At 68.9% G+C, this 17,902-nt stretch carries 16 protein-coding genes and 1 tRNA gene; 10 read left to right on the top strand and 7 right to left on the bottom strand.

All coding sequences use genetic code 11. The features are described from left to right. Positions 1–34 precede the first annotated feature (34 nt). Genes ACWGCN_RS11685 through ACWGCN_RS11675 form a run of 3 tightly spaced genes read right to left on the bottom strand, consistent with a single transcriptional unit; the run spans position 35 to position 5,950 of the window. Entirely contained in the window at positions 35–4,114 is a 4,080-nt protein-coding gene (locus tag ACWGCN_RS11685) for an arabinosyltransferase domain-containing protein (protein WP_452459996.1), read from the bottom strand. Between the two features lie 40 nt (positions 4,115–4,154). Next, entirely contained in the window at positions 4,155–5,048 is an 894-nt protein-coding gene (locus ACWGCN_RS11680) for a serine hydrolase (protein ID WP_378991631.1), read from the bottom strand. Between the two features lie 26 nt (positions 5,049–5,074). Beyond that, positions 5,075–5,950, bottom strand: a complete 876-nt coding sequence (locus ACWGCN_RS11675; RefSeq protein WP_378991439.1) for a LysR family transcriptional regulator — start codon at positions 5,948–5,950, stop codon at positions 5,075–5,077. A gap of 168 nt (positions 5,951–6,118) precedes the next feature. On the opposite strand from ACWGCN_RS11675, the gene bla reads away from it, so the two are divergent. Both bla and ACWGCN_RS11665 read left to right on the top strand, forming a co-directional pair. Then, positions 6,119–7,036 (top strand): class A beta-lactamase, encoded by a 918-nt coding sequence (gene bla, locus ACWGCN_RS11670; protein WP_452459997.1) that lies wholly within the window; start codon positions 6,119–6,121, stop codon positions 7,034–7,036. A 6-nt stretch (positions 7,037–7,042) separates the two neighbouring features. Further along, positions 7,043–7,186 carry a hypothetical protein gene (locus tag ACWGCN_RS11665; RefSeq protein ID WP_452459998.1) on the top strand — a complete coding sequence of 48 codons (144 nt, stop codon included), beginning with the start codon at positions 7,043–7,045 and terminating at the stop codon, positions 7,184–7,186. Between the two features lie 3 nt (positions 7,187–7,189). Here the strand turns inward: ACWGCN_RS11665 and ACWGCN_RS11660 are convergent, their stop codons facing one another. Beyond that, positions 7,190–8,104 (bottom strand): AraC family transcriptional regulator, encoded by a 915-nt coding sequence (locus ACWGCN_RS11660; protein WP_452459999.1) that lies wholly within the window; start codon positions 8,102–8,104, stop codon positions 7,190–7,192. Between the two features lie 118 nt (positions 8,105–8,222). On the opposite strand from ACWGCN_RS11660, the gene ACWGCN_RS11655 reads away from it, so the two are divergent. The 8 genes from ACWGCN_RS11655 to ACWGCN_RS11620 all read left to right on the top strand — a co-directional run bounded on the left by ACWGCN_RS11655 (position 8,223) and on the right by ACWGCN_RS11620 (position 15,828). Next, positions 8,223–9,221: a saccharopine dehydrogenase NADP-binding domain-containing protein gene (locus tag ACWGCN_RS11655; protein WP_452460000.1), complete on the top strand. Its 999-nt coding sequence runs from the start codon at positions 8,223–8,225 to the stop codon at positions 9,219–9,221. Positions 9,222–9,223: 2 nt separating this feature from the next. Then, positions 9,224–10,429 carry an SGNH/GDSL hydrolase family protein gene (locus ACWGCN_RS11650; protein WP_452460004.1) on the top strand — a complete coding sequence of 402 codons (1,206 nt, stop codon included), beginning with the start codon at positions 9,224–9,226 and terminating at the stop codon, positions 10,427–10,429. Positions 10,430–10,626: 197 nt separating this feature from the next. Beyond that, positions 10,627–12,018, top strand: a complete 1,392-nt coding sequence (locus ACWGCN_RS11645) for a sensor histidine kinase (RefSeq protein WP_452460001.1) — start codon at positions 10,627–10,629, stop codon at positions 12,016–12,018. Further along, a complete protein-coding gene (locus ACWGCN_RS11640; RefSeq protein ID WP_378633077.1) occupies positions 12,015–12,425 on the top strand; it encodes a roadblock/LC7 domain-containing protein in 411 nt (136 codons plus the stop codon). Before ACWGCN_RS11645 ends, ACWGCN_RS11640 begins: the two co-directional genes overlap by 4 nt. After that, positions 12,422–12,766, top strand: coding sequence for a DUF742 domain-containing protein (locus ACWGCN_RS11635; RefSeq protein WP_378991448.1), 345 nt, complete (start codon positions 12,422–12,424; stop codon positions 12,764–12,766). The genes ACWGCN_RS11640 and ACWGCN_RS11635 overlap by 4 nt, the downstream gene beginning before the upstream one ends. A 43-nt stretch (positions 12,767–12,809) precedes the next feature. Next, positions 12,810–13,358, top strand: coding sequence for a GTP-binding protein (locus ACWGCN_RS11630; protein ID WP_378633469.1), 549 nt, complete (start codon positions 12,810–12,812; stop codon positions 13,356–13,358). Further along, complete coding sequence (locus ACWGCN_RS11625; protein ID WP_378991449.1) at positions 13,358–14,611, top strand: cytochrome P450; 1,254 nt, start codon at positions 13,358–13,360, stop codon at positions 14,609–14,611. The genes ACWGCN_RS11630 and ACWGCN_RS11625 overlap by 1 nt, the downstream gene beginning before the upstream one ends. Beyond that, positions 14,608–15,828: a cytochrome P450 family protein gene (locus ACWGCN_RS11620; RefSeq protein ID WP_452460002.1), complete on the top strand. Its 1,221-nt coding sequence runs from the start codon at positions 14,608–14,610 to the stop codon at positions 15,826–15,828. Before ACWGCN_RS11625 ends, ACWGCN_RS11620 begins: the two co-directional genes overlap by 4 nt. A 55-nt stretch (positions 15,829–15,883) precedes the next feature. Here ACWGCN_RS11620 and ACWGCN_RS11615 read toward each other — a convergent pair whose 3' ends face one another. From ACWGCN_RS11615 to ACWGCN_RS11605, 3 genes are all read right to left on the bottom strand, one after another. Next, positions 15,884–17,029, bottom strand: coding sequence for an acyl-CoA dehydrogenase family protein (locus tag ACWGCN_RS11615; protein WP_452460003.1), 1,146 nt, complete (start codon positions 17,027–17,029; stop codon positions 15,884–15,886). A gap of 17 nt (positions 17,030–17,046) precedes the next feature. Continuing rightward, positions 17,047–17,652, bottom strand: a complete 606-nt coding sequence (locus ACWGCN_RS11610) for a QsdR family transcriptional regulator (protein ID WP_378991452.1) — start codon at positions 17,650–17,652, stop codon at positions 17,047–17,049. A gap of 126 nt (positions 17,653–17,778) precedes the next feature. After that, positions 17,779–17,851 (bottom strand) — tRNA-Glu (locus tag ACWGCN_RS11605). Between the last annotated feature and the right edge of the window lie 51 nt (positions 17,852–17,902).

Genomic DNA, 17,902 nt, shown 5'->3' with positions numbered 1-17,902 from the left:
GTGCTCGGGTAGCGGCGGTTCGCGTTTGCGGCGGTCAACTGGTTTTGATCGGGGTTTCGTTCGTCAGGCCCCAGCGGAGCTCGGTGCGCACGGTGATGTCGGCCGGTGGTGCGGCGACGGTGCGGGTGAGGCGTTGGAGCTCGCCCCAGTCGCGGGCCCAGTCCTCGGCCAGATAGGCCGGAATGGTGCGTGACTGCATGAGCATGCCGGTCCAGCCGAGGGGGCCGCCGCCGGTGTCGCCCTGCCAGGTCTCGGAGACCTGGGCGTTGAGCTTGTCGGGCTGGATTCGCCAGATCGGCATCACCGCGACACCGGTGTGGTGGTCGAACGGACGCTGGCACGGGAAAGCCAGTCCCACATGCCAATCCGCGAAGACCGGGTCGGTGCTGCCGACGACGGTGTTCAGGCTCGACAATTTCGGCAGGCGCGGTGGGGTGATCGCGAGCCACTGCATGGGGTCGGGCTCCGTCGCGTCGGCGACGAGACGAACGGCAGTGGTGCCCACAGGAACTCGATCCAGCGCGATCGGGAGGTTCCGCCAGCCCGGAGCGCCACCAACCGTCGGCGGGACCGCATCGCCCAGGGCGGTGGTGGTTCCGTCCTCGGCCCGACGAGCGAACTCCACTCGCAAGCGCTGCCCTGGCATGCGTGAGCCATCGGGCGCCGTGGACTCGATCCGACCGGCCACCGTCAGGATCATCACCCGGTACACCGGATTCTGCTGTGCGGCGGCCAGATCCAGCCGATACCACTGCGTCGTCAACTGCGTTCGCTGCGGTTCGCCGGTCGAGTAACTGCCGAGTACCGGTGTTCGTTCCGGGGCGAGGCCGAACGGCAATGCCGCCGTGCTGCCGTTCACGCCGGTCACGGCAGGACCGGACGCGCCGGGTGGTCCCGCGTTCGGACCGCCCGGTGGTGCCTCGGTAGAGCCGCCGTTGCTGCCCGGCGTCCCGTTCACGCCACCTGGAGAAGTGCCCCCACCAGGTGCTGAGCCACCGGGGCTCGCACCGCCGGGTCCACTTCCGCCGGGGCCTGAGTTGCCGGGTGCGCCTCCGCCGGGGCCTGAGTTGCCGGGTGCACCTCCGCCGGGGCCTGGGCCGCCGGGTCCGCTTCCGCTGGGACTGGGGCCGGAACCCGACGGCGGGGCGGAGGATTGGCCGGGACCGGGATCGGGGGCGAGGCTTCCGACACCGTTCGGGGTGAAGCCGGTGTTCTCGGCGGCCAGCCCGTCAGCGACGGTGCCGTTGTACGGGGTCAGCAGGGAGTCGGCGGTATTCGTCTCGACGAGAACGTCATCGGCCATCGCGCACCGGTCACCCGTCAGCGCGCGCAGATTCGACAGCCCGACCGAATAGGCCGGGTACTGCGAAACAGCTGCCGCAGCAAGCGAACCCACTTCGAACAGCACCATGGCCGCTGCGGCAACGGTCAGCGGTGCGACGGCCGGGATCTTGCGATTCGGCCTGCGGGGACCGATACCGCCACCGGACTTCCGCTGCACGCCGCTTCCGCGTTCGAGTACTCGACTCGTGTCAGAACCGGCGGCATCGCCATCGGTTCTGTCATCACCGGTGCCGCCGTCGTCATCGCTCGGGTCGCGTAGGTCATCGGCACCGTCCCCTACGGCGGAGGGCTCGATGCCTGCACGGTAGTACTGGAACAGGGCCGCGAGGAGGGTTGCGGCTGTCGCGGCGAGGAAGAGGGTCGACACCTCGATCCCGCCGAGCGTGGGGGCGCGGTCGGGCCACGGGACCCCGTAGCCGGAGACGTACCACCACCCGTTGGAGCCGGTGAAGCTCACGGCGAGCAGCAACAGCACCGCGGCGGCGAACAGTGTTCGCAGATAGTTCCGGCCGACGCGGACCAGCGCCACAGCCGTGATCGCGGCGAGTGCGGCCGCCAGGCCCCCGTAGACGCCGAAATGATGCGTCCACTTGGTGGGGGTGAACATCATCAGCAGCAGTGCCATGAAGACGACGGCGAGGATTCGGGTCACCGGGCCACGCGCGGTCGCCGGGATCCGCCCGCGGCGCAGCGTCGCGACGATGCCGACCGCGAGGCACAGGAGCATGGCGAGGACGCCGAAGCGACGGGCCAGGGAGCCGTCGGGGTTGACCGACAGCAGGGAATCCCAGCGGGTGCGTTCCTCGAACCAGGACATGTCGGGGCCGACGAGCTGGCGCACGCGGGTGGCTTCGAGGACGGTCGAGAAGGTTTGGTCGGCGAAGACGACGACCAGTACGAGAGTGCCCGCGGCGACGATCGGGGCCACGAGTGCGGCGTATCGGAGGACCACAGTTCCGCGAGCGGACGCGCTGGCGCCCGAAGCCGGTCTGGCGCGGGCGATGATCGTGCGCAGCACCGGTCGCGAACCGGCCAGCAGTGCTGCCACGCAGATCAATCCGGTGGGACCGGCCGCCAGGGAGAACGCGGCGATCAGCACCGCGACGGCGGCGGGCAACAGGCGGCGGGTGGCGATCGCCCGTTCCATCGAGCACCAGGTGAGGAGCGCGCCGACCGCGATCAGGGGTTCGGGACGCAGGCCGTTGTTGTAGGGCAGCCAGATCGACAGGAACACCAGGGCCGCGGTCCAGCGCGCGACCCGGCTCGCGCGCACACCGGAACCCAGGCGCGGCAACACTTCCCGGCTGAGCACCAGCCAGCACACGAACCCGGCGAGTAATGCGGGCAACCGCATCCACACCCCGATCTCGCTGACCCGGGTCATCTGGGCGAGCACCTCGTAGGGCCAGCCGAACGGTGCCTCGGCGACCTGGAACCAGCGGTAGTAATTGGCGGTGTAGCCCGCTTCCTTCGACGCGCGTGCCATGGTGAGGATGTAGCCGTCGTCAGAACTGTTGGCGCCGAACACATGCCAGCTGACCAATGTGCCCGCGACCACCGCGTCGAGACCGGTGAACCGCCACCACCGGGCGGGCAGAACGCGACGCGTCCGGCGGCCGTCGCGAGCGTCGCCGCGGTGCAGGCAGATCAGGGCGAGCAAGGCGCTCAACACCGCCCCGACGATCGCCGCCAGCTTCCAGCCACTCGGACTCGACGAGAACCGCGCATCGATCTCGGCATGCAGTCGCGCGTCTCCCATCCGTCCGCGATCCAGCTCGGTGAAGACTCCGACCACCTGCGGGCGCACATCAGCGTCCACGGTCGTCTTCATCGGCGATCCGTCGGCCCGGGTCATACCGGTGAGCTCGGCGGTCGTGCTCGAGCCGGTGGAAACCACGGTCAGCGCTCCGCATCGGGCGTCGTGTGCGGTCTCGGGCACGGCTGCGCCGGGCGCGCCGCCCGGTCCGGCCGGTGGCTTCGTCGTCGAGGACGGTGCACCGCTCGGCCCGTTCGGCGGAACCGCGCCCGAAGGGGGAGTGCTGCCAGGAGCGGGAGCGCCGCTAGGTGGAGTGGTGCCGGTGGGTGGCGCGCCGTTAGGTGCAGTGGTGCCGCCGGGTGGTGGCGCACCGTTGGGAGTGGCGCCGCTAGAGGGCGGTGCACCGCCGGGTGGGGTGCCGCTGGCGGGTGGTGCGTTGTTGGGTGGGGTGCCGCTGGTGGGTGGTGCGTTGTTGGGTGGGGTGCCGCTGGCGGGTGGTGCGTTGTTAGGGGGAGTGCCGCCGACGGGCGGTGCGCCGTTGGGGGCGGGTGGCCGGTTCGCGTCGGTAGGGGGTGGTTGTGTGCCATCACGGCCGTCGGCGGCTGAGCTCTCTTTCACGGGGTCGTTCCCCGCGATATCCGCGATCGGCGCGCTCAACAGCAGCTTGTCGCGCAGCACCACGGACAATGTGGGCCCGGCTCCCGGCCGGTTCTCGATGCGCGCGACCAAGCCTTTCGATCCTGCTCGCGGCGCCTGGGCGGGAACGGTGGCCAGGACTGTCCCGCCGGTCATGTCGCGCAACGCCGTACACGGAATGCTCACGTCGAGCGACAACGGCACGTAGTCCACGAGTGGCGCGCTGAGTTGCATCGACTGGGGCTGTGGCCACTCCAGGCTCGCGCGCTGCTGCTGAACCGGTAGCAACGGAGTCGCCACCGCCAGCACCACACCCAGCGCCCCCGCCGCGATCCCGATTTTCTGCACTCGGCCGAAGCCGGAAGAATCTCCACCCACAAACGACGATGCTAGCCATGGTCGTCAGAGAGTTGTCACCTCAGCGTGGGCGGCGCAGTTCGGTGACGGCGATCCGTGCCGCTTCGCCGATCGCGGTGTCGACCACCGGCAGCATCGGATCCGCGCGGGCGGCGCGGGTGAAGACCGCTACCGCTACCGGTGTTTCGCCAGGGAATTCGACGACGGCGACTTCGTTGCGGATCACCCCGATGGTGCCGGTCTTGCCCGCCACCAGGACTCCTCGATGGGGGAATCCGGCGGCGATGCGGTGCGGCCAGATCTGCTTGCTCATCACCGTGCGCGCGAATGCCGTACCGGCCGTGGACAATATGTCACCGGTCCACAGCTTCCCCAGGAACCGGGTCATCTCCTCAGGTGTGGTCGCGCTGGCGTAGGAGGGGTCGTAGGCGGAAACGGTCCACGCCTCGTCGTTGTCCGCCAGGACCGCGAAAGCCTCTGCGGTGCTGTGGGTATCGGTATCGCGGACCAGGCTGCGGTGCTGGTCGGCCGTCCCGCCGACGATCCGGGTATCCGTCAGAGCGAGCTCGTGCACCAGCTCGCTCACCGCGGCGAGACCGACCTCGCCGAGCAGGACATCGGCGGCGGCATTGTCGGACACGGTCATCATCGATGCCGCCAGATCGCGGCGGCTCAGCGTGACCGGATCATGGAGTGCCGCCAGTCCGGTAGGGCCCGGCGTGCAGTCGGCGGGATCGATGGTGAGCCGGCCGGTGGGGTCGATCAGGCCGTGGTCGACCTGTCGCAAGAACGCTGCCAGCAGCAGCAGTTTGTAGACCGACGCGATCACCACCCGCTCGTGCCCACCGACGGAGATCTCGCCGGCGGACCCATCGCAGCGCCGGGCGTGCAACCAGCCGACGCAGCCGGCATCGGCGAACACGGCACGGATCCGGGCACTCGCCGATTCCGTCATGCCGTCCCTCGCCGCGTCGAACACACTCATCGCAGCCGCTCCCGGTACAGCACCCGATCCAGCGCATCGGCATGCGCTCCCGCGTCCGCTCTGCGAATTACCCTGATCCGCAGGGCAATCGACTGCGGTGCCAGCGTGAGCCAGGCCACCCCCGGTGTCGGCGTCGGCGAGGTGGCGGTGACGCCGAAACTCGTGCCCGCCGCCACCGCGGCCAACACCGCCCGATCGTCGGGAGCCGCGAGTGGTGGTGCGTCCAGCCCCCGTTCCCGCAGCAGGTCGATGATGCTGTCGAAGGCGGGCGGGTTCGCGGCGCGCGGTGGATGCGCGAAGTGCAGTCCGGCGAGCATCGGGAAGGTCGGTCGTTCGGCGGTGGTGGTGCGGTGCTCGGCGGGTACCACCAACCAGCGCGGTAACTTCACCACCGGTCCGGCCTCCACCCCGTCGACCAGCGCCGGATGTTCGATCACCGCCACATCGCAGATGCCCGCGCGCACCTCGGCGACGAGATCGACGGTCGTGGCCAGTGTCGTCGCCACGCTGCCACCCGCGGCGCGCAAGCCGGTGACACACGCGGTGACCAGACGATCGGGGAGCGCGGTCGTCGCCGCGAACCGCACGGTCCCGCTGAGCTGCGCGATCCGCAGTGATTCGGCGAGCAATCGGTCGGCGTCGTCGACGAGCAGCCGGGCACGCGGCAACAGGTGTTTGCCCGCGGTGGTGAGTAGCGCGCCCTGGCTGGTGCGGTGGATGAGTTCGACGTCGAGATGTTGTTCGAGGCGGCGCAACCCCTGCGACAGGGGAGGTTGGGTCATGTCGAGTGCCGCTGCTGCCCGCCCGAAGTGGCCCTCGTCCGCGACGGAGACGAAGAACCGGAGGTGGCGGATCAGATCCATATCGGCCATTGAACCAGCGCTCTTGCCACGGCTCGGTCGATCTGGGCGGACGAGCTGGTGGGTATCGGTCTTCCCTGTCGCCTTACCGCTGTTCACCTGCGGTGATATCGGGTGCGACTCGTCCAGCCCGCTGTCCGGTATTGGCTTCGAACCGGTCGGCGATGATTGCGTGCACCGGTGACTTCCTCCACACTGACGCCCCGCCTCCGCACCCGGATCGCCGCCGTCGCGCTGGCGATCTCGGCCGTGACGTGCACCGCCTGCTCGCGCAACGACGCCGAACCGGCACCGAGTACTTCGGCGGCCGTGCCCGCCACCGCGACATTCGCCGGCATGGAGGCGAAATACGGTGCCCGACTGGGTCTGTCGGTAGTTGACACCGCAAGCGGAGCCACGGTCGACTACCGGGAGGGCGAACGCTTCCCGATGGCCTCGACCTTCAAGGGTGTGGCGTGCGGCGCACTCCTGCAGGCGCATCCGCTGTCCACCGGCTATTTCGACCAGGTCATCCGCTACACCGCGGCCGACATCGTCGTGAACTCGCCGGAGACGGAGAAACACATCGACACCGGCATGACCGTCACCGCGCTCTGCGACGCGGCGATCACCCTGTCCGACAACACCGCGGGCAACATGCTGCTCCGATTGCTCGGTGGCCCAGCGGGATTCACCGCCTTCCTGCGCACCCTGGGCGACACCGTGTCCCGTCTCGATCGCTGGGAGCCCGAACTCAACACCGCGATCCCCGGCGACGAACGCGACACCACCACCGCTGCCGCCCTGGTGGCGAACTACCGTGCCCTCGTCGTCGGCACCGCCCTCCCGGAACCCGAACGCGCCCAACTCGCCACGTGGCTGAAGGCGAGCAAGACCGGCGCCAAACGCATCAAGGCAGGTCTGCCCACGGACTGGATCGTCGGCGACAAAACCGGCAGCCCCGCCTACGGCTCCGCCCTCGACGTAGCTATCGCCTGGCCCCCTCACCGCGCGCCCCTGGTCCTCGCCGTCCTCACCACCAAGCCGGACCAGAACGCCGAACCCTCCAACGACCTTGTCGCCGAGGCAACGAAAGCCGCTGTAGCCCAACTCAACTGATCTCGCGTGTCGAGGAGCGGCGAAGGCGTTGCCAGGGCGGCGGCGAAGCTCGGTGTGGATCCGGTCAAGCCGATCACGTTGATCGGGGTGGCTGCGCTCGGTGAGCCGGATCTGCGCGTCGAGGTGGAGGCTACGGCTGTGCTCGACTGACGGTTACCGCGCGCCCGCCAGCAGGACCTCGGTCGATGTCGAGCGGTATCGGCCAGGTGCCGTGCCGAATTCGCGTTTGAAGGCCTTGCTGAAGGCGTACTCGGAGCTGTATCCGGTGTGCCTCGCGACGGTCGAGAGTGGGTGGTCGGTGTCGCGGAGCAGGCGGGCAGCGGTGAGCATGCGCCAGCGGGTGAGGTAGGTCAGCGGGGGCTCGCCGACCAGTGTGGTGAAACGTTTGGCGAAGGCGGCGCGACTGAGACCTGCTCGGGCGCCGAGGGATTCGACGGTCCAGCCGTGGGCGGGGTCGTCGTGGACGGCGCGCAGGGCGCGGGAGATGTCCGGGTCGGCGACCGCGGCCGCCCAGCCGGTCGTCTGGGCGGAGTCCGCGAGCCGGGCGCGCAGGAGATAGAGGAGCAGCAGGTCCAGCAGTGGGGGTATCGCCGCGTCGGCGCCGGGGTTGGGGTGGGTGAGTTCGTCGGCCAGCAGGTCCACCGCGGCGCGCAGCGACGGATGCGTGCCGAGCCGGGCCGGAATGTGTACCACCTCGGGCAGTTCCGTCAGCAGCGGATGGGTTCGGTCGGCGGCGAGCTGGTAGGAACCGCACAGCAGGGTCGCGGGAGCGCCCGGCCCCGTCACGATCCGGACATCCTCGGGGCCCGCGGTTTCGGTCACCGGGCTGTCGAGCTGGTCGAGCAGATCGTGGGCGACCCCACGAGGCATGAAGACCGCGTCACCGGCGCCCAGTGCCAGCGGCTGCGCATCGGGTCGCGTCAGCCAGCACGAACCCTGCAGAATCACATGGAAGCCCGCGCTCTCGATGCGTGGATACGCCCGACCCCACGGCGCGTGCCGCACGAACATGCCGGAGGCTGGGCTGCCGGTCTTCGCGGTGGCCAGGACATCGCTCAGCAGATCCATGTTCAAAACGGTACTCGCAGAGACGGTCGGATATCCAGACGAGATTCTGGATGATTTCTTGTCTCACGAATGGTTCATACGCTGTGTTCATCAGCCCGATGAGCACAAGGAGCACGACATGAAGATCGCCGTCTACGGAGCCAGTGGCCACGTCGGAACATTCGCGGTGCGGGAACTGCGCGAGCGCGGTATCGAGACCGTGGCCGTAGGCCGCGACGCCGCGCGGCTCGCCGGACTCGCCGCCGAGGTCCGCGTCGCCGCCGCCGACGATCACGCCGCGCTCGTCGCCGCGTTCGCCGACGTCGACGCCGTGATCAGTACGCTGCCCGACTACACCGGTCGCGGCGAGGGAGTGCTGCGCGCCGCCATCGCCGCCGGCGTTCATTACGTCGACGTCGCGGGGGAACAGCTCTTCGTCGAGAAGGTCTTCGCCGAATTCGGCCCGCTCGCGGCGCAAGCCGGGGTGACGCTCTCGACCGCGACCACCGAAGCGGGGATCTTCGGCGACCTGCTCGCCCACCTCGGCGCCGAGCGACTCGGCGGCGCCGACGAGATCGTCCTGAGCCATGTCGCCACGCCCGGCGGTGAGGGCTCGCGCGGAAGTATGCGCACCGTCTTCCAGAATCTAGATGTCTTCACCAGTGGCGGCCTGTCTTGGTCCGACGGCGAATTCCACACCGGTCCCCAGCCCCGCCGGACCACCTTCCTACTTCCAGACGAGACGGAACCCATTGCAGTGCTGAAGTTTCCGCAACCCTCCGTGGTGACGATTCCGCGCCACACCCCGGCACGCTCGGTGGAGGGCGTACTCGCGAAGTCGATTTTCGACATCGTCGGCACCGTCACCGAAGCCGATCTGGACGCCGCGCCCGAAACACCGTCGGCCCCGGCCGCGTACTCGATGGTCGTCGACATCCACCGCGACGGCCGGACCCTGCGTGGGATCGGCCGCGGTCCCGACGCCTACCGCAACAGCGCCCAGCTCGCGGTCGAGGTCGCGACGCGAATCGCCGCCGGTGTGGGCAAGCCGGGCGCGCAGTCACCCGCCGAGCTGTTCGAGCCGGTCGAATTCCTCGACGCTCTGGCGGCTTTCGGCATGACATGGTCGCTGCGTTGACGGTGCGCCCGCGGTGGATCGCCGCGCCCGTCGCCGCCGTGGCCGCGCTCATTCTGGTGGCGTTCGGTGCGCGCGACACCGAAACCTCGTGGTCGAGTGCCTGGACGACCGCTGTGCAGTACCCGGTCTACCAGAACTGGTCGGCGATGGGTTTCGCCGATCAGACTGTGCGACAGGTGTTTCGCCTGTCGCAGGAGGGGCCGCAAGTCAGGATTCGGTTGTCGAATCGCTTCGGCGAGTACCCCCTGCCCGTGTCGGCGGCGACGGTGGCCGCCAGCGCGGGCGGAGCGGCGATCGTCCCGGAATCGGTGCGGGGGTTGAGCGTCGGCGGGCAGTCCACCTTCGTGATCGCGCCGGGGGCCGAGGTGATCAGCGACGCGGTGCGCACCGTGGGGTCATCGATCGCGGTCACGCTCTATTTCGACCGACCCACCGGCCCCGCGACTCAGCACGGCCAGTCGCTGGCCACCAGCTACCGAGCGCAGGGCGATCACGCCGACGACCCGACGGCGGCGCCGTTCACCGACACCTCGCAGTCCTGGTACTACGTGGCGGGCATCGAGACGCTGCGGTCGAGCACCGGCGACGTCACCGTGGCCTTCGGCGATTCGATCACCGACGGCTATCGCTCCACCCCCGACGCCGACCTGCGCTACCCCGACCAGCTCGCGGCGGTAGGCCACCACGGCCCGGTGGTCAACGCCGGAATCAGCGGCAACAGGCTGCTCACCGACTCGACCGTGCTCGGCGACAGCGCGCTGGCGCGGTTCCGTCGCGACGTTCTCGACCAACCGGGCGTCGGCACCGCCGTCGTCCTGATCGGGATCAACGACATCGGCCTGTCGGGCAGTGCGGGCCCGGATGGGGTTGTCTTCCCGCCGGTTTCGACCGAGCAGCTCATCGTCGGATACCGCGACTTGATCGCGCAGGCGCGCGCGGCGGGCGTGCGCATCGTCGGCGCGACCATTCTGCCGTTCGCCGGATCCGCGTACTACTCGCCGGAGAAGGAACGATTGCGGACCGAGGTGAACACTTGGATTCGGGAGTCGGGCGCTTTCGACACGGTGGTCGATCTCGAACGAGCGCTGGCCACTCCCGGTGATCGCACCCGCCTCGCCGACGCGTTCGACAGCGGTGATCACCTGCATCCCAACGACTCCGGCTACCGAGCCATGGCAACGGTCATCGCACCTGCTCTGGCGACGTGATCGCCGTCTCGCCCCACCTGCCGTGACCAGGCCCGATACTGACCCGTACCCCAACGGCCGGTGAACCCTGATCGGTCGAGTGGCAGGTCGGGCGGGGGCTCGATATGCTCGACTCCGACTTCGAAACAGGCTGCCTTGCTGCGTGTTTGATCGACCACTATGGCAGGGGGCCTGTGAGTACTGCGGAAGTACTGCCGATGGCACAGACAGTAGCTGCGCCGAAGGCGTCCGGCGACAGCGCCGGATCTGTGGTGCTCGGCGCCGGCGTGGCGGTGGTGGCGATCGCCGCGGTGACCGCGGTGTTCACGCCACCGGCCATCGGCATCCCGGTGGTCGCCGCGGCGGTGGCCGCGGCACTGATCGGCTGCCCCGCGGTGTGGTTCGCCCTGCGTCAGCGCGCGCAGGCGCGTGCGAGTCTGGCCGCTGCCCAGCAGGCCGAGCAGCAACTGGCCGCCACCGTGGCCGAGGCGAGCGCGCGCCTGACCCAGGCCGACGAGCACACCGCCGCGTACGCGTGGGAAGCCCAGGAGAACTCGCGCCGGGGCGCGGCGGCACTGGCCGCCTTCGCCGGTGCGGCCGGCCGCATCCAGGCGATGACCACCTCGATGCTGGCCGAACTGCGGGAGATGGAACACCGCCACGCCGACCCGCGAGTGCTCACCGACCTGCTCCACATCGACCACCGCACCGCCCAGGCCGGACGACTGGCCGACAGCATCGCGGTCCTGTCCGGTGCGCGCACCGGCCGCCGCTGGGCGAAACCGATCGCGATGGAATCGATTCTGCGCGGCGCGATGGGCCGTGTCGCCGGGTATCAGCGCGTGCGGCTGCGGGCGATCGCCGAGGTCGGCATCGCCGGGCACGCCGCCGAAGGCGTGATGCACACACTGGCCGAACTCCTCGACAATGCCTGCAACTTCTCGCCGCCCACCACCGAGGTGCACGTCTACGCCGCGGAAGTGCCCGCGGGCGTGGTGATCACGATCGAGGACAGCGGCCTGATCATGAGCGATTCCGCGCTGCGCCGCGCCGAATCCGCCGTCACCGGGCGCGATCACAAGGGCAAGGGCGTGGATCTCGCCTCGCTGTCGGGTACCCGGCTCGGCCTCGCGGTGGTCGGGCATCTGGCGCGCAAACACGAACTCACCGTGTCGTATCGGCCGTCGGCGATCGGCGGCACCGCGGTCGTCGTCGTCATCCCGCGCGAGCTCACCGCCCGCGCCGAACGCCGCAGTCGCAATGTGGTGGCGGCGCCACGCTTCGCCGAACCCGCCACGCTGAGCCAGTTCGACAGTCCGATCCCGCGCAGAACCGACACCGGCACCATGGATTTCAGCGAGCCGGCCGGCCAGCACGCGCGACCGGAGACCGACGGCGCGGTCCCGACCTCGCCCTCGCTGCCGAAACGCCGCCGGGGCGACACCCTGGCCCAGGTCCACCCCGAAGGTCTCACCGCCGCACCCGCCGCCAAGGCGGCCCCGGCCAAGCCCACTGCCCTCGGTGCCTTCCAGCGCTCCGCGCCGGGCCGCACCACAAGCCACGAACCGGGCAGCGCCGCCGCGGCTCCCGACCCCATGGAGGACCGATGACCACCACCGCCCCCGCCCACCTCGGCTGGCTGCTCGAGAAGCTGCTCGCCCGCACCCCGCGCGCCAGGCACGCCCTGCTGCTGTCCGGCGACGGGCTCAAGATCTGCCACACACCGGAACTCGATGTGGACCGCGCCGATCAGCTGGCCGCCATCGCCGCCGGATTCCAGAGCCTGTCGCACGGGGCATCCGTGGAGTTCGGTGACGGGCGTGGCGGAGTTCGCCAGTCGATGACCGAGTTCTACGGCGGCATCCTGTTCGTGGTCGAGGCGGGGCGCGGCGCGCACCTGGCGGTGGTCGCCGCCGAGGACGCCGATGCCGGTCTGGTCGGCCACACGATGCACGAGCTGGTCGAACAGCTCGGTGAGCATCTGGCTGCCCAGCCCAGACGCGGAGCGATCGAGTGACCAGGGCGGGTCGCGACGACGATCCCGACCGTTTCTATACGCTGACCGGCGGACGCGCCCCCGTAACCGAGGACTTCGACCTGGTCACCCTGGTGGTCAGCGAGTCCGCGCCCACCGCGGGCATGTCCTCGGAGCAGGCCGCGATCCTCGACATGTGCCGGGCGCCGACCGCCGTGGTGGAGATCGCGGCCGAGCTGCGCCTGCCCGTCGGGGTGGCCACGGTCGTGCTGTCGGACCTGCTGGCCTCGGGCAAGATCACGGTGCGCCCACCGCTGTCGGCGGCGATGTCGCTGGACGCTTCCACCCTCGAGAAGGTGCTCGTTGGACTTCGCAAGCTCTGAGAACGTGCCCGAGCGGGCTCGAGCGCCGCTGCACAGCACGGCAATGCACGGGTTGAAGATCGTGGTGATCGGCGGATTCGGTGTCGGCAAAACGACACTGGTGCGCTCGGTGAGCGAGATCCGGCCCCTCGACACCGAAGCCACGATGACCGACGTCGGGGCAGGTGTCGACGACACCAGCGGTGTGCCCGGCAAGTCGACCACCACCGTCGCCTTCGACTTCGGCCGCATCACCCTCGACGACGAACACGTGCTGTATCTGTTCGGAGCTCCTGGGCAGCAGCGGTTCTGGTTCCTGTGGGACCGGCTGTTCGCCGGTGCGCTCGGCGCGATCGTGCTGGTCGACCAGCGCCGGATCAGCGACTCCTGGTACGCGATCGACCGGCTCGAACATCAGGGCACTCCGTTCGTGGTCGCCTGCAACGACTTCGGCGATTCCCATTCGCCCGGAGCGGTGCGTGACGCGCTCGATCTCGATCCGGCGGTGCCGCTGGTGATGTGTGACGCGCGCTCGCGCGAATCGAGCAAGCAGGTGCTGATCACGTTGGTCGAGCACCTGTATTCCGCTGTCCCGCAGGGAGAAACCGTCTGATGAGCACACCGACCGGCGCCTGCCCGATCACCGGCGCGGTGCCGTTGAGCGGGCCCGAGTTCCACATCGAACCGCACGAGGTCTACCGGCGGATGCGCCGCGACCACGGCCCGGTCGTCGAGGTGGAGCTGCCGGGCGGTTTTCCGGCGTGGCTGATCATCGGCTATCGCGAACTGCACCAGGTGACCAGCGATCCACTGCTGTTCCCGCGCGATGTGTCGCTGTGGAATCAGTGGGGCCGGGTTCCGGAGGACTGGCCGCTGCTGCCGATGATCGGGCACCCGATGCCTTCGATCTACTTCACCGCGGGCGCCGAACACCGCAGGCACCTGGCGATGGTGGAACCGGCACTGGACGCGGTGGATCACTTCGAATTGCGCAGAGCCTGTGAGGAACTGGCCGACCGCCTCGTCGACGGGTTCTGTGGTCGCGGCAGCGCCGACCTGATCGCCGAGTTCGCGGTGCCGCTGCCCGCGCTCGCTCTGGCGCGCATCCTCGGTCTGCCCGACATCGATGCCGCAGACCTCGCCCTGGCGATGAAACAGCTCGCCGACGGTGGCGCCGACGCCCAGTCCGGGCACGCCCGCTTCGCCGAGCACATGGCCCGCCTGGTCGCGGCGAAAAGGGCACGTCCCGCTGGGGATCTGGCCTCGATGATGCTGGCCGACCCCGAGCCGTTCACCGACGAGGAATACATGAACGACCTGATGGCGATCGCCGCCGCGGGTCACCTCACCACCGCCGACTGGCTCGGCAGCTCCATGCGGTTGATGCTCACCGACGACCGGTTCGCGAACGCGCTCGGCGGTGGCAGGCGCAGTGTCGGTGAGGCCATGAACGAGGTGCTCTGGGAAGAGGGTCCCACCTCGATTCTGGCGGGGCGCTGGGCAGCGCGCGACACCCGTCTCGCCGACAAGACGATTCGTTCGGGCGACCTGCTGCTGCTCGGTCTCGCGGCCGCGAACCTGGATCCGCATGTGCGCCAATCGTTTACCGATGGCGGCTCGGTACCCACCGGCAACAACGCGCACTTCGCGTTCAGTTACGGTGAATATCGCTGCCCTTTCCCGGCGCAGCAGATCGCCGAGATCATCGCGAGGACCGGGATCGAGGTGCTGCTCGACCGGCTGCCCGATGTCGACCTCGGGGTGCCCGCCGACCAGCTCACCCGGCGACCTTCGGCTTTCCTTCGGGGCATGACCGCACTGCCCGTTCGTTTCACACCAGTTCGACCCGTCGGAGGTTTCTCGTGAGCTCGCCATGCCCTTTCGCCATCGACCCCATGGTCGGTGACCTCAACGGGGAAACCGCCCGACTTCGAGCACTCGGTCCGATCACCCGGATCGACCTGCTCGGTGTGCCCGCCTGGACGATCACCGATCACGCCCTCGCGCGTCAGCTGACCACCGACACCCGGCTGGTCAAGGACATCAACGCGTGGTCGCTGTATGCCGACGGCGTGGTGACCACCCAGTGGCCGCTGATCGGGATGGTCCTCGTCGACCGTTCGATGTTCAGCGTCGACGGCGCCGAGCACCGCCGGTTGCGGCTCAAGACGGCCCAGGCACTGGCCCCGCGGCGGCTGGAAGAGCTACGTCCGGTGATCGAACAGCTGACTGCCGACCTGCTCGACGACCTCGAAGCCGCCGGCGCCGACGGCGCTGCCGTGGACCTCAAGGAGGTCTTCGCCTACCCGCTGCCGATGCGCGTGGTCGGCGACCTGATGGGCGTCGCGCGCGAAGACCACGCGCAGCTGCTCGAGTGGTACAAGAAGTTCTTCTCGGTGATGACCCCGCAGGACGAGCGCCTCGAGGTGATCGGCGGCCTCGATGTGTACTTCACCGACCTGGTCCGGCAGAAGATCGCCGACCCGGCCGATGATCTGACCTCGGCGTTCGTCACCGCCGACGAGGGCGGCGAGCCGCTCACCGAGGAAGAGGCGATCGGCAACATCAAGGCGCTCGTCGCCGCGGGCCACGAGACCACCGTCAGCCTGATCATCAACACCGTGCGCGCGCTGCTCGGCGAACCCGAGCAGCTGGCGAAAGTCCTTGCCGGGGATGTGGAGTGGAAGCAGGTCATCGAGGAATCGCTGCGCTGGGACGGCCCGGTCTCGCACCTGCTGATGCGTTTCGCCACCGAGGACATCGTTGTCGGCGACACCGTGATCGCCAAGGGTGAGGGCGTGGTGATGTCCTACCGTGCCGTCGGCCGCGACACCGCGGTGCACGGCGAGACCGCCGACGAGTTCGACGTGACCCGCCCGACCGCCAACCGCCACTTGGCCTTCGGCTACGGTCCGCACATCTGCCCCGGCGCCGCGCTGTCGCGTCTGGAAGCCGCGATCGCGCTGCCCGCGCTGTTCGCCCGCTTCCCGAAGCTGCGCCTTGCCGTGCCCGACAGTGAGATCGGCAACCTGCCGGTGCTCACGCAGAACGATCTGGCCGCGCTGCCGATCATCCTGAACTGACCGGCGACGCGTCGCGCCCGGTGGCTCCTACGCCGGGCGCGACGCTATCTGTGCGCTACAGACCCAGATCGCGGCCGATCAGTTCCTTCATGATCTCGTTGGAGCCCGCCCAGATCTTGGTCACCCTGGCGTCCATCCACGCCCGCGCGACCCGGTATTCACGCATGTAGCCGTAGCCGCCGTGCAACTGCACACACGCGTCGAGCACGTCGTTCTGCACCTGTGCCGACCACCACTTGGCCTTCGCCGCGTCGACCGCGGACAGCTCACCGGCAGCGTGGGCGACGATGCCCTGATCGACGAACGCCTGTGTCACTTCGATTTTGGTGACCAGCTCGGCGAACAGGAACTTGTTGTACTGGAAGCTACCGATCTGCTGCCCGAATGCCTTGCGCTCCTTGGCGTACTGCAGCGTCTCGTCCAGGATCGCCGAGGCGTGCGCGAGGTTGGAGACCGCCGCGCCGATGCGTTCCTGCGGCAGCCGCTCCATCATGGCGATGAAGCCACGGTCGGCCTCGCCGAGCCGGTTGGCGTCGGGGACACGCACATTGTCGAAGAACAGTTCGGCGGTATCGGATTCGGGCTGACCGACCTTGTCGAGCTTGCGACCACGAGTGAAGCCGTCCATGCCGGTCTCGATGACGAACAGCGTGATGCCCTTGGCCTTCTTCTCCGGGCTGGTGCGGGCGGCGACGATCACCAGGTCGGCGTTGAAACCGTTGGTGATGAACGTCTTCGAGCCGTTGACGATCCAGTCGTCGCCGTCGCGCACGGCGGTGGTCTTCAGTGCGGCCAGGTCGGAGCCGCCCGACGGCTCGGTCATGCCGATGGCCGTGATGATCTCGCCGGTGCAGAACTTCGGGAGCCAGCGCTGCTTCTGCTCATCGGTGGTGAGCTCGACCAGGTAGGGCGCGCACACGTCGTAGTGGATGCCGAACGAGGACGCGATCGCGGCGCTCGCCTTCGACAGCTCCTCGCCGAACACCGCGTTGAAGCGGTAGTCGCCCGCGTCGCTGCCACCGAACTCCTCGGGCACTCCGAGGCCGAGATAGCCGAGTTCACCTGCCGCGAGCCAGGTTTCACGGTCGATCGCCCGTTCTTCGACGAAGCGTTCGGCATTCGGCTCGATCGAGCGCTTGACGAACTCGGCGACCGACGCGCGGAAGGCGTCGTGATCCTCGGTAAAGATGGAGCGCTTCATGGTGTCCTTTCGCTGACTTACTGTTCGGGCCGTTCGCCCAGCAGAACCAATGACGCCCGGACAACTCTGGCCGCGTCGGGTTCCTCACCGCTGATCACATCGGTGTAGATGAAGGTCTCGGTGATCCGCACCAGCAGCAGCGCCAACTCGGGCACCGGCAGCAGCGGATCGAGATTCTCGGCCGAAATCTCCTCGGCGAGTAGCTCTTCCACGATCGCGACGACGCGGTGCTGCACCGATCCCGCGCGTGTGGTGAGCAGTCGCAGCGACCGCTCGGGTTCGCGCAGCAGGAACTGGCGGAAGGCGTAGGAGGTGTTGGTGGCCTGCGCGAAATCACCGAGGATCGTCGCGATGCGGTACGCGCCGTGGCCGGGAGCCGCGGCGGCCGCGCGACGCAAGGTCGGCTCGGCGACCGACCAGATCACCTCGGCGAGTAGTTCGTCGCGCCCGCCGACCCATCGGAACAGCGTCGCCCGGTTCACCCCGAGCGCGACGGCGAGTTCCTTCATCTCGAGTCGGTGCCCGGCCAGGAATACGGCCCTGGCGGCGCGGAACGCGCTCACGGCATCGGGACGCGCCGCGGCGTCCTGGAGTCGCTTCTCCAACGCCGTCTGCTCGATCACGTCACCTCCATGCACCGTTTCCTACAGTGTATGAACCGTGCAACGTCTGTCAATGTGTTGCACTCCGGGCACAAGACGCGGGCACAAAAAAACTCCCCGGTCACCATGACCGAGGAGTTCTCTCTGTAGCCCCGACGGGATTCGAACCCGCGCTACCGCCTTGAGAGGGCGGCGTCCTAGGCCGCTAGACGACGGGGCCAGAACTACAGCTCACCGGGGTGAGCCGCGCGGAACATACGATAGCCGACGA

Source organism: Nocardia sp. NPDC055050, assembly GCF_053608345.1.
Note: the sequence above shows the minus strand (reverse complement) of the source record. Positions and strands in the feature narration are given on the sequence as shown.

Coding starts and splice junctions, on each gene's coding strand:
- ACWGCN_RS11615 (WP_452460003.1), bottom strand. CDS start 17,029: ATGAAGCGCTCCATCTTTACCGAGGATCACGACGCCTTCCGCGCGTCG.
- ACWGCN_RS11625 (WP_378991449.1), top strand. CDS start 13,358: ATGAGCACACCGACCGGCGCCTGCCCGATCACCGGCGCGGTGCCGTTG.
- ACWGCN_RS11675 (WP_378991439.1), bottom strand. CDS start 5,950: ATGGCCGATATGGATCTGATCCGCCACCTCCGGTTCTTCGTCTCCGTC.
- ACWGCN_RS11640 (WP_378633077.1), top strand. CDS start 12,015: ATGACCACCACCGCCCCCGCCCACCTCGGCTGGCTGCTCGAGAAGCTG.
- ACWGCN_RS11660 (WP_452459999.1), bottom strand. CDS start 8,104: ATGGATCTGCTGAGCGATGTCCTGGCCACCGCGAAGACCGGCAGCCCA.
- ACWGCN_RS11645 (WP_452460001.1), top strand. CDS start 10,627: ATGGCACAGACAGTAGCTGCGCCGAAGGCGTCCGGCGACAGCGCCGGA.
- ACWGCN_RS11630 (WP_378633469.1), top strand. CDS start 12,810: ATGCACGGGTTGAAGATCGTGGTGATCGGCGGATTCGGTGTCGGCAAA.
- ACWGCN_RS11680 (WP_378991631.1), bottom strand. CDS start 5,048: ATGACGGAATCGGCGAGTGCCCGGATCCGTGCCGTGTTCGCCGATGCC.
- ACWGCN_RS11655 (WP_452460000.1), top strand. CDS start 8,223: ATGAAGATCGCCGTCTACGGAGCCAGTGGCCACGTCGGAACATTCGCG.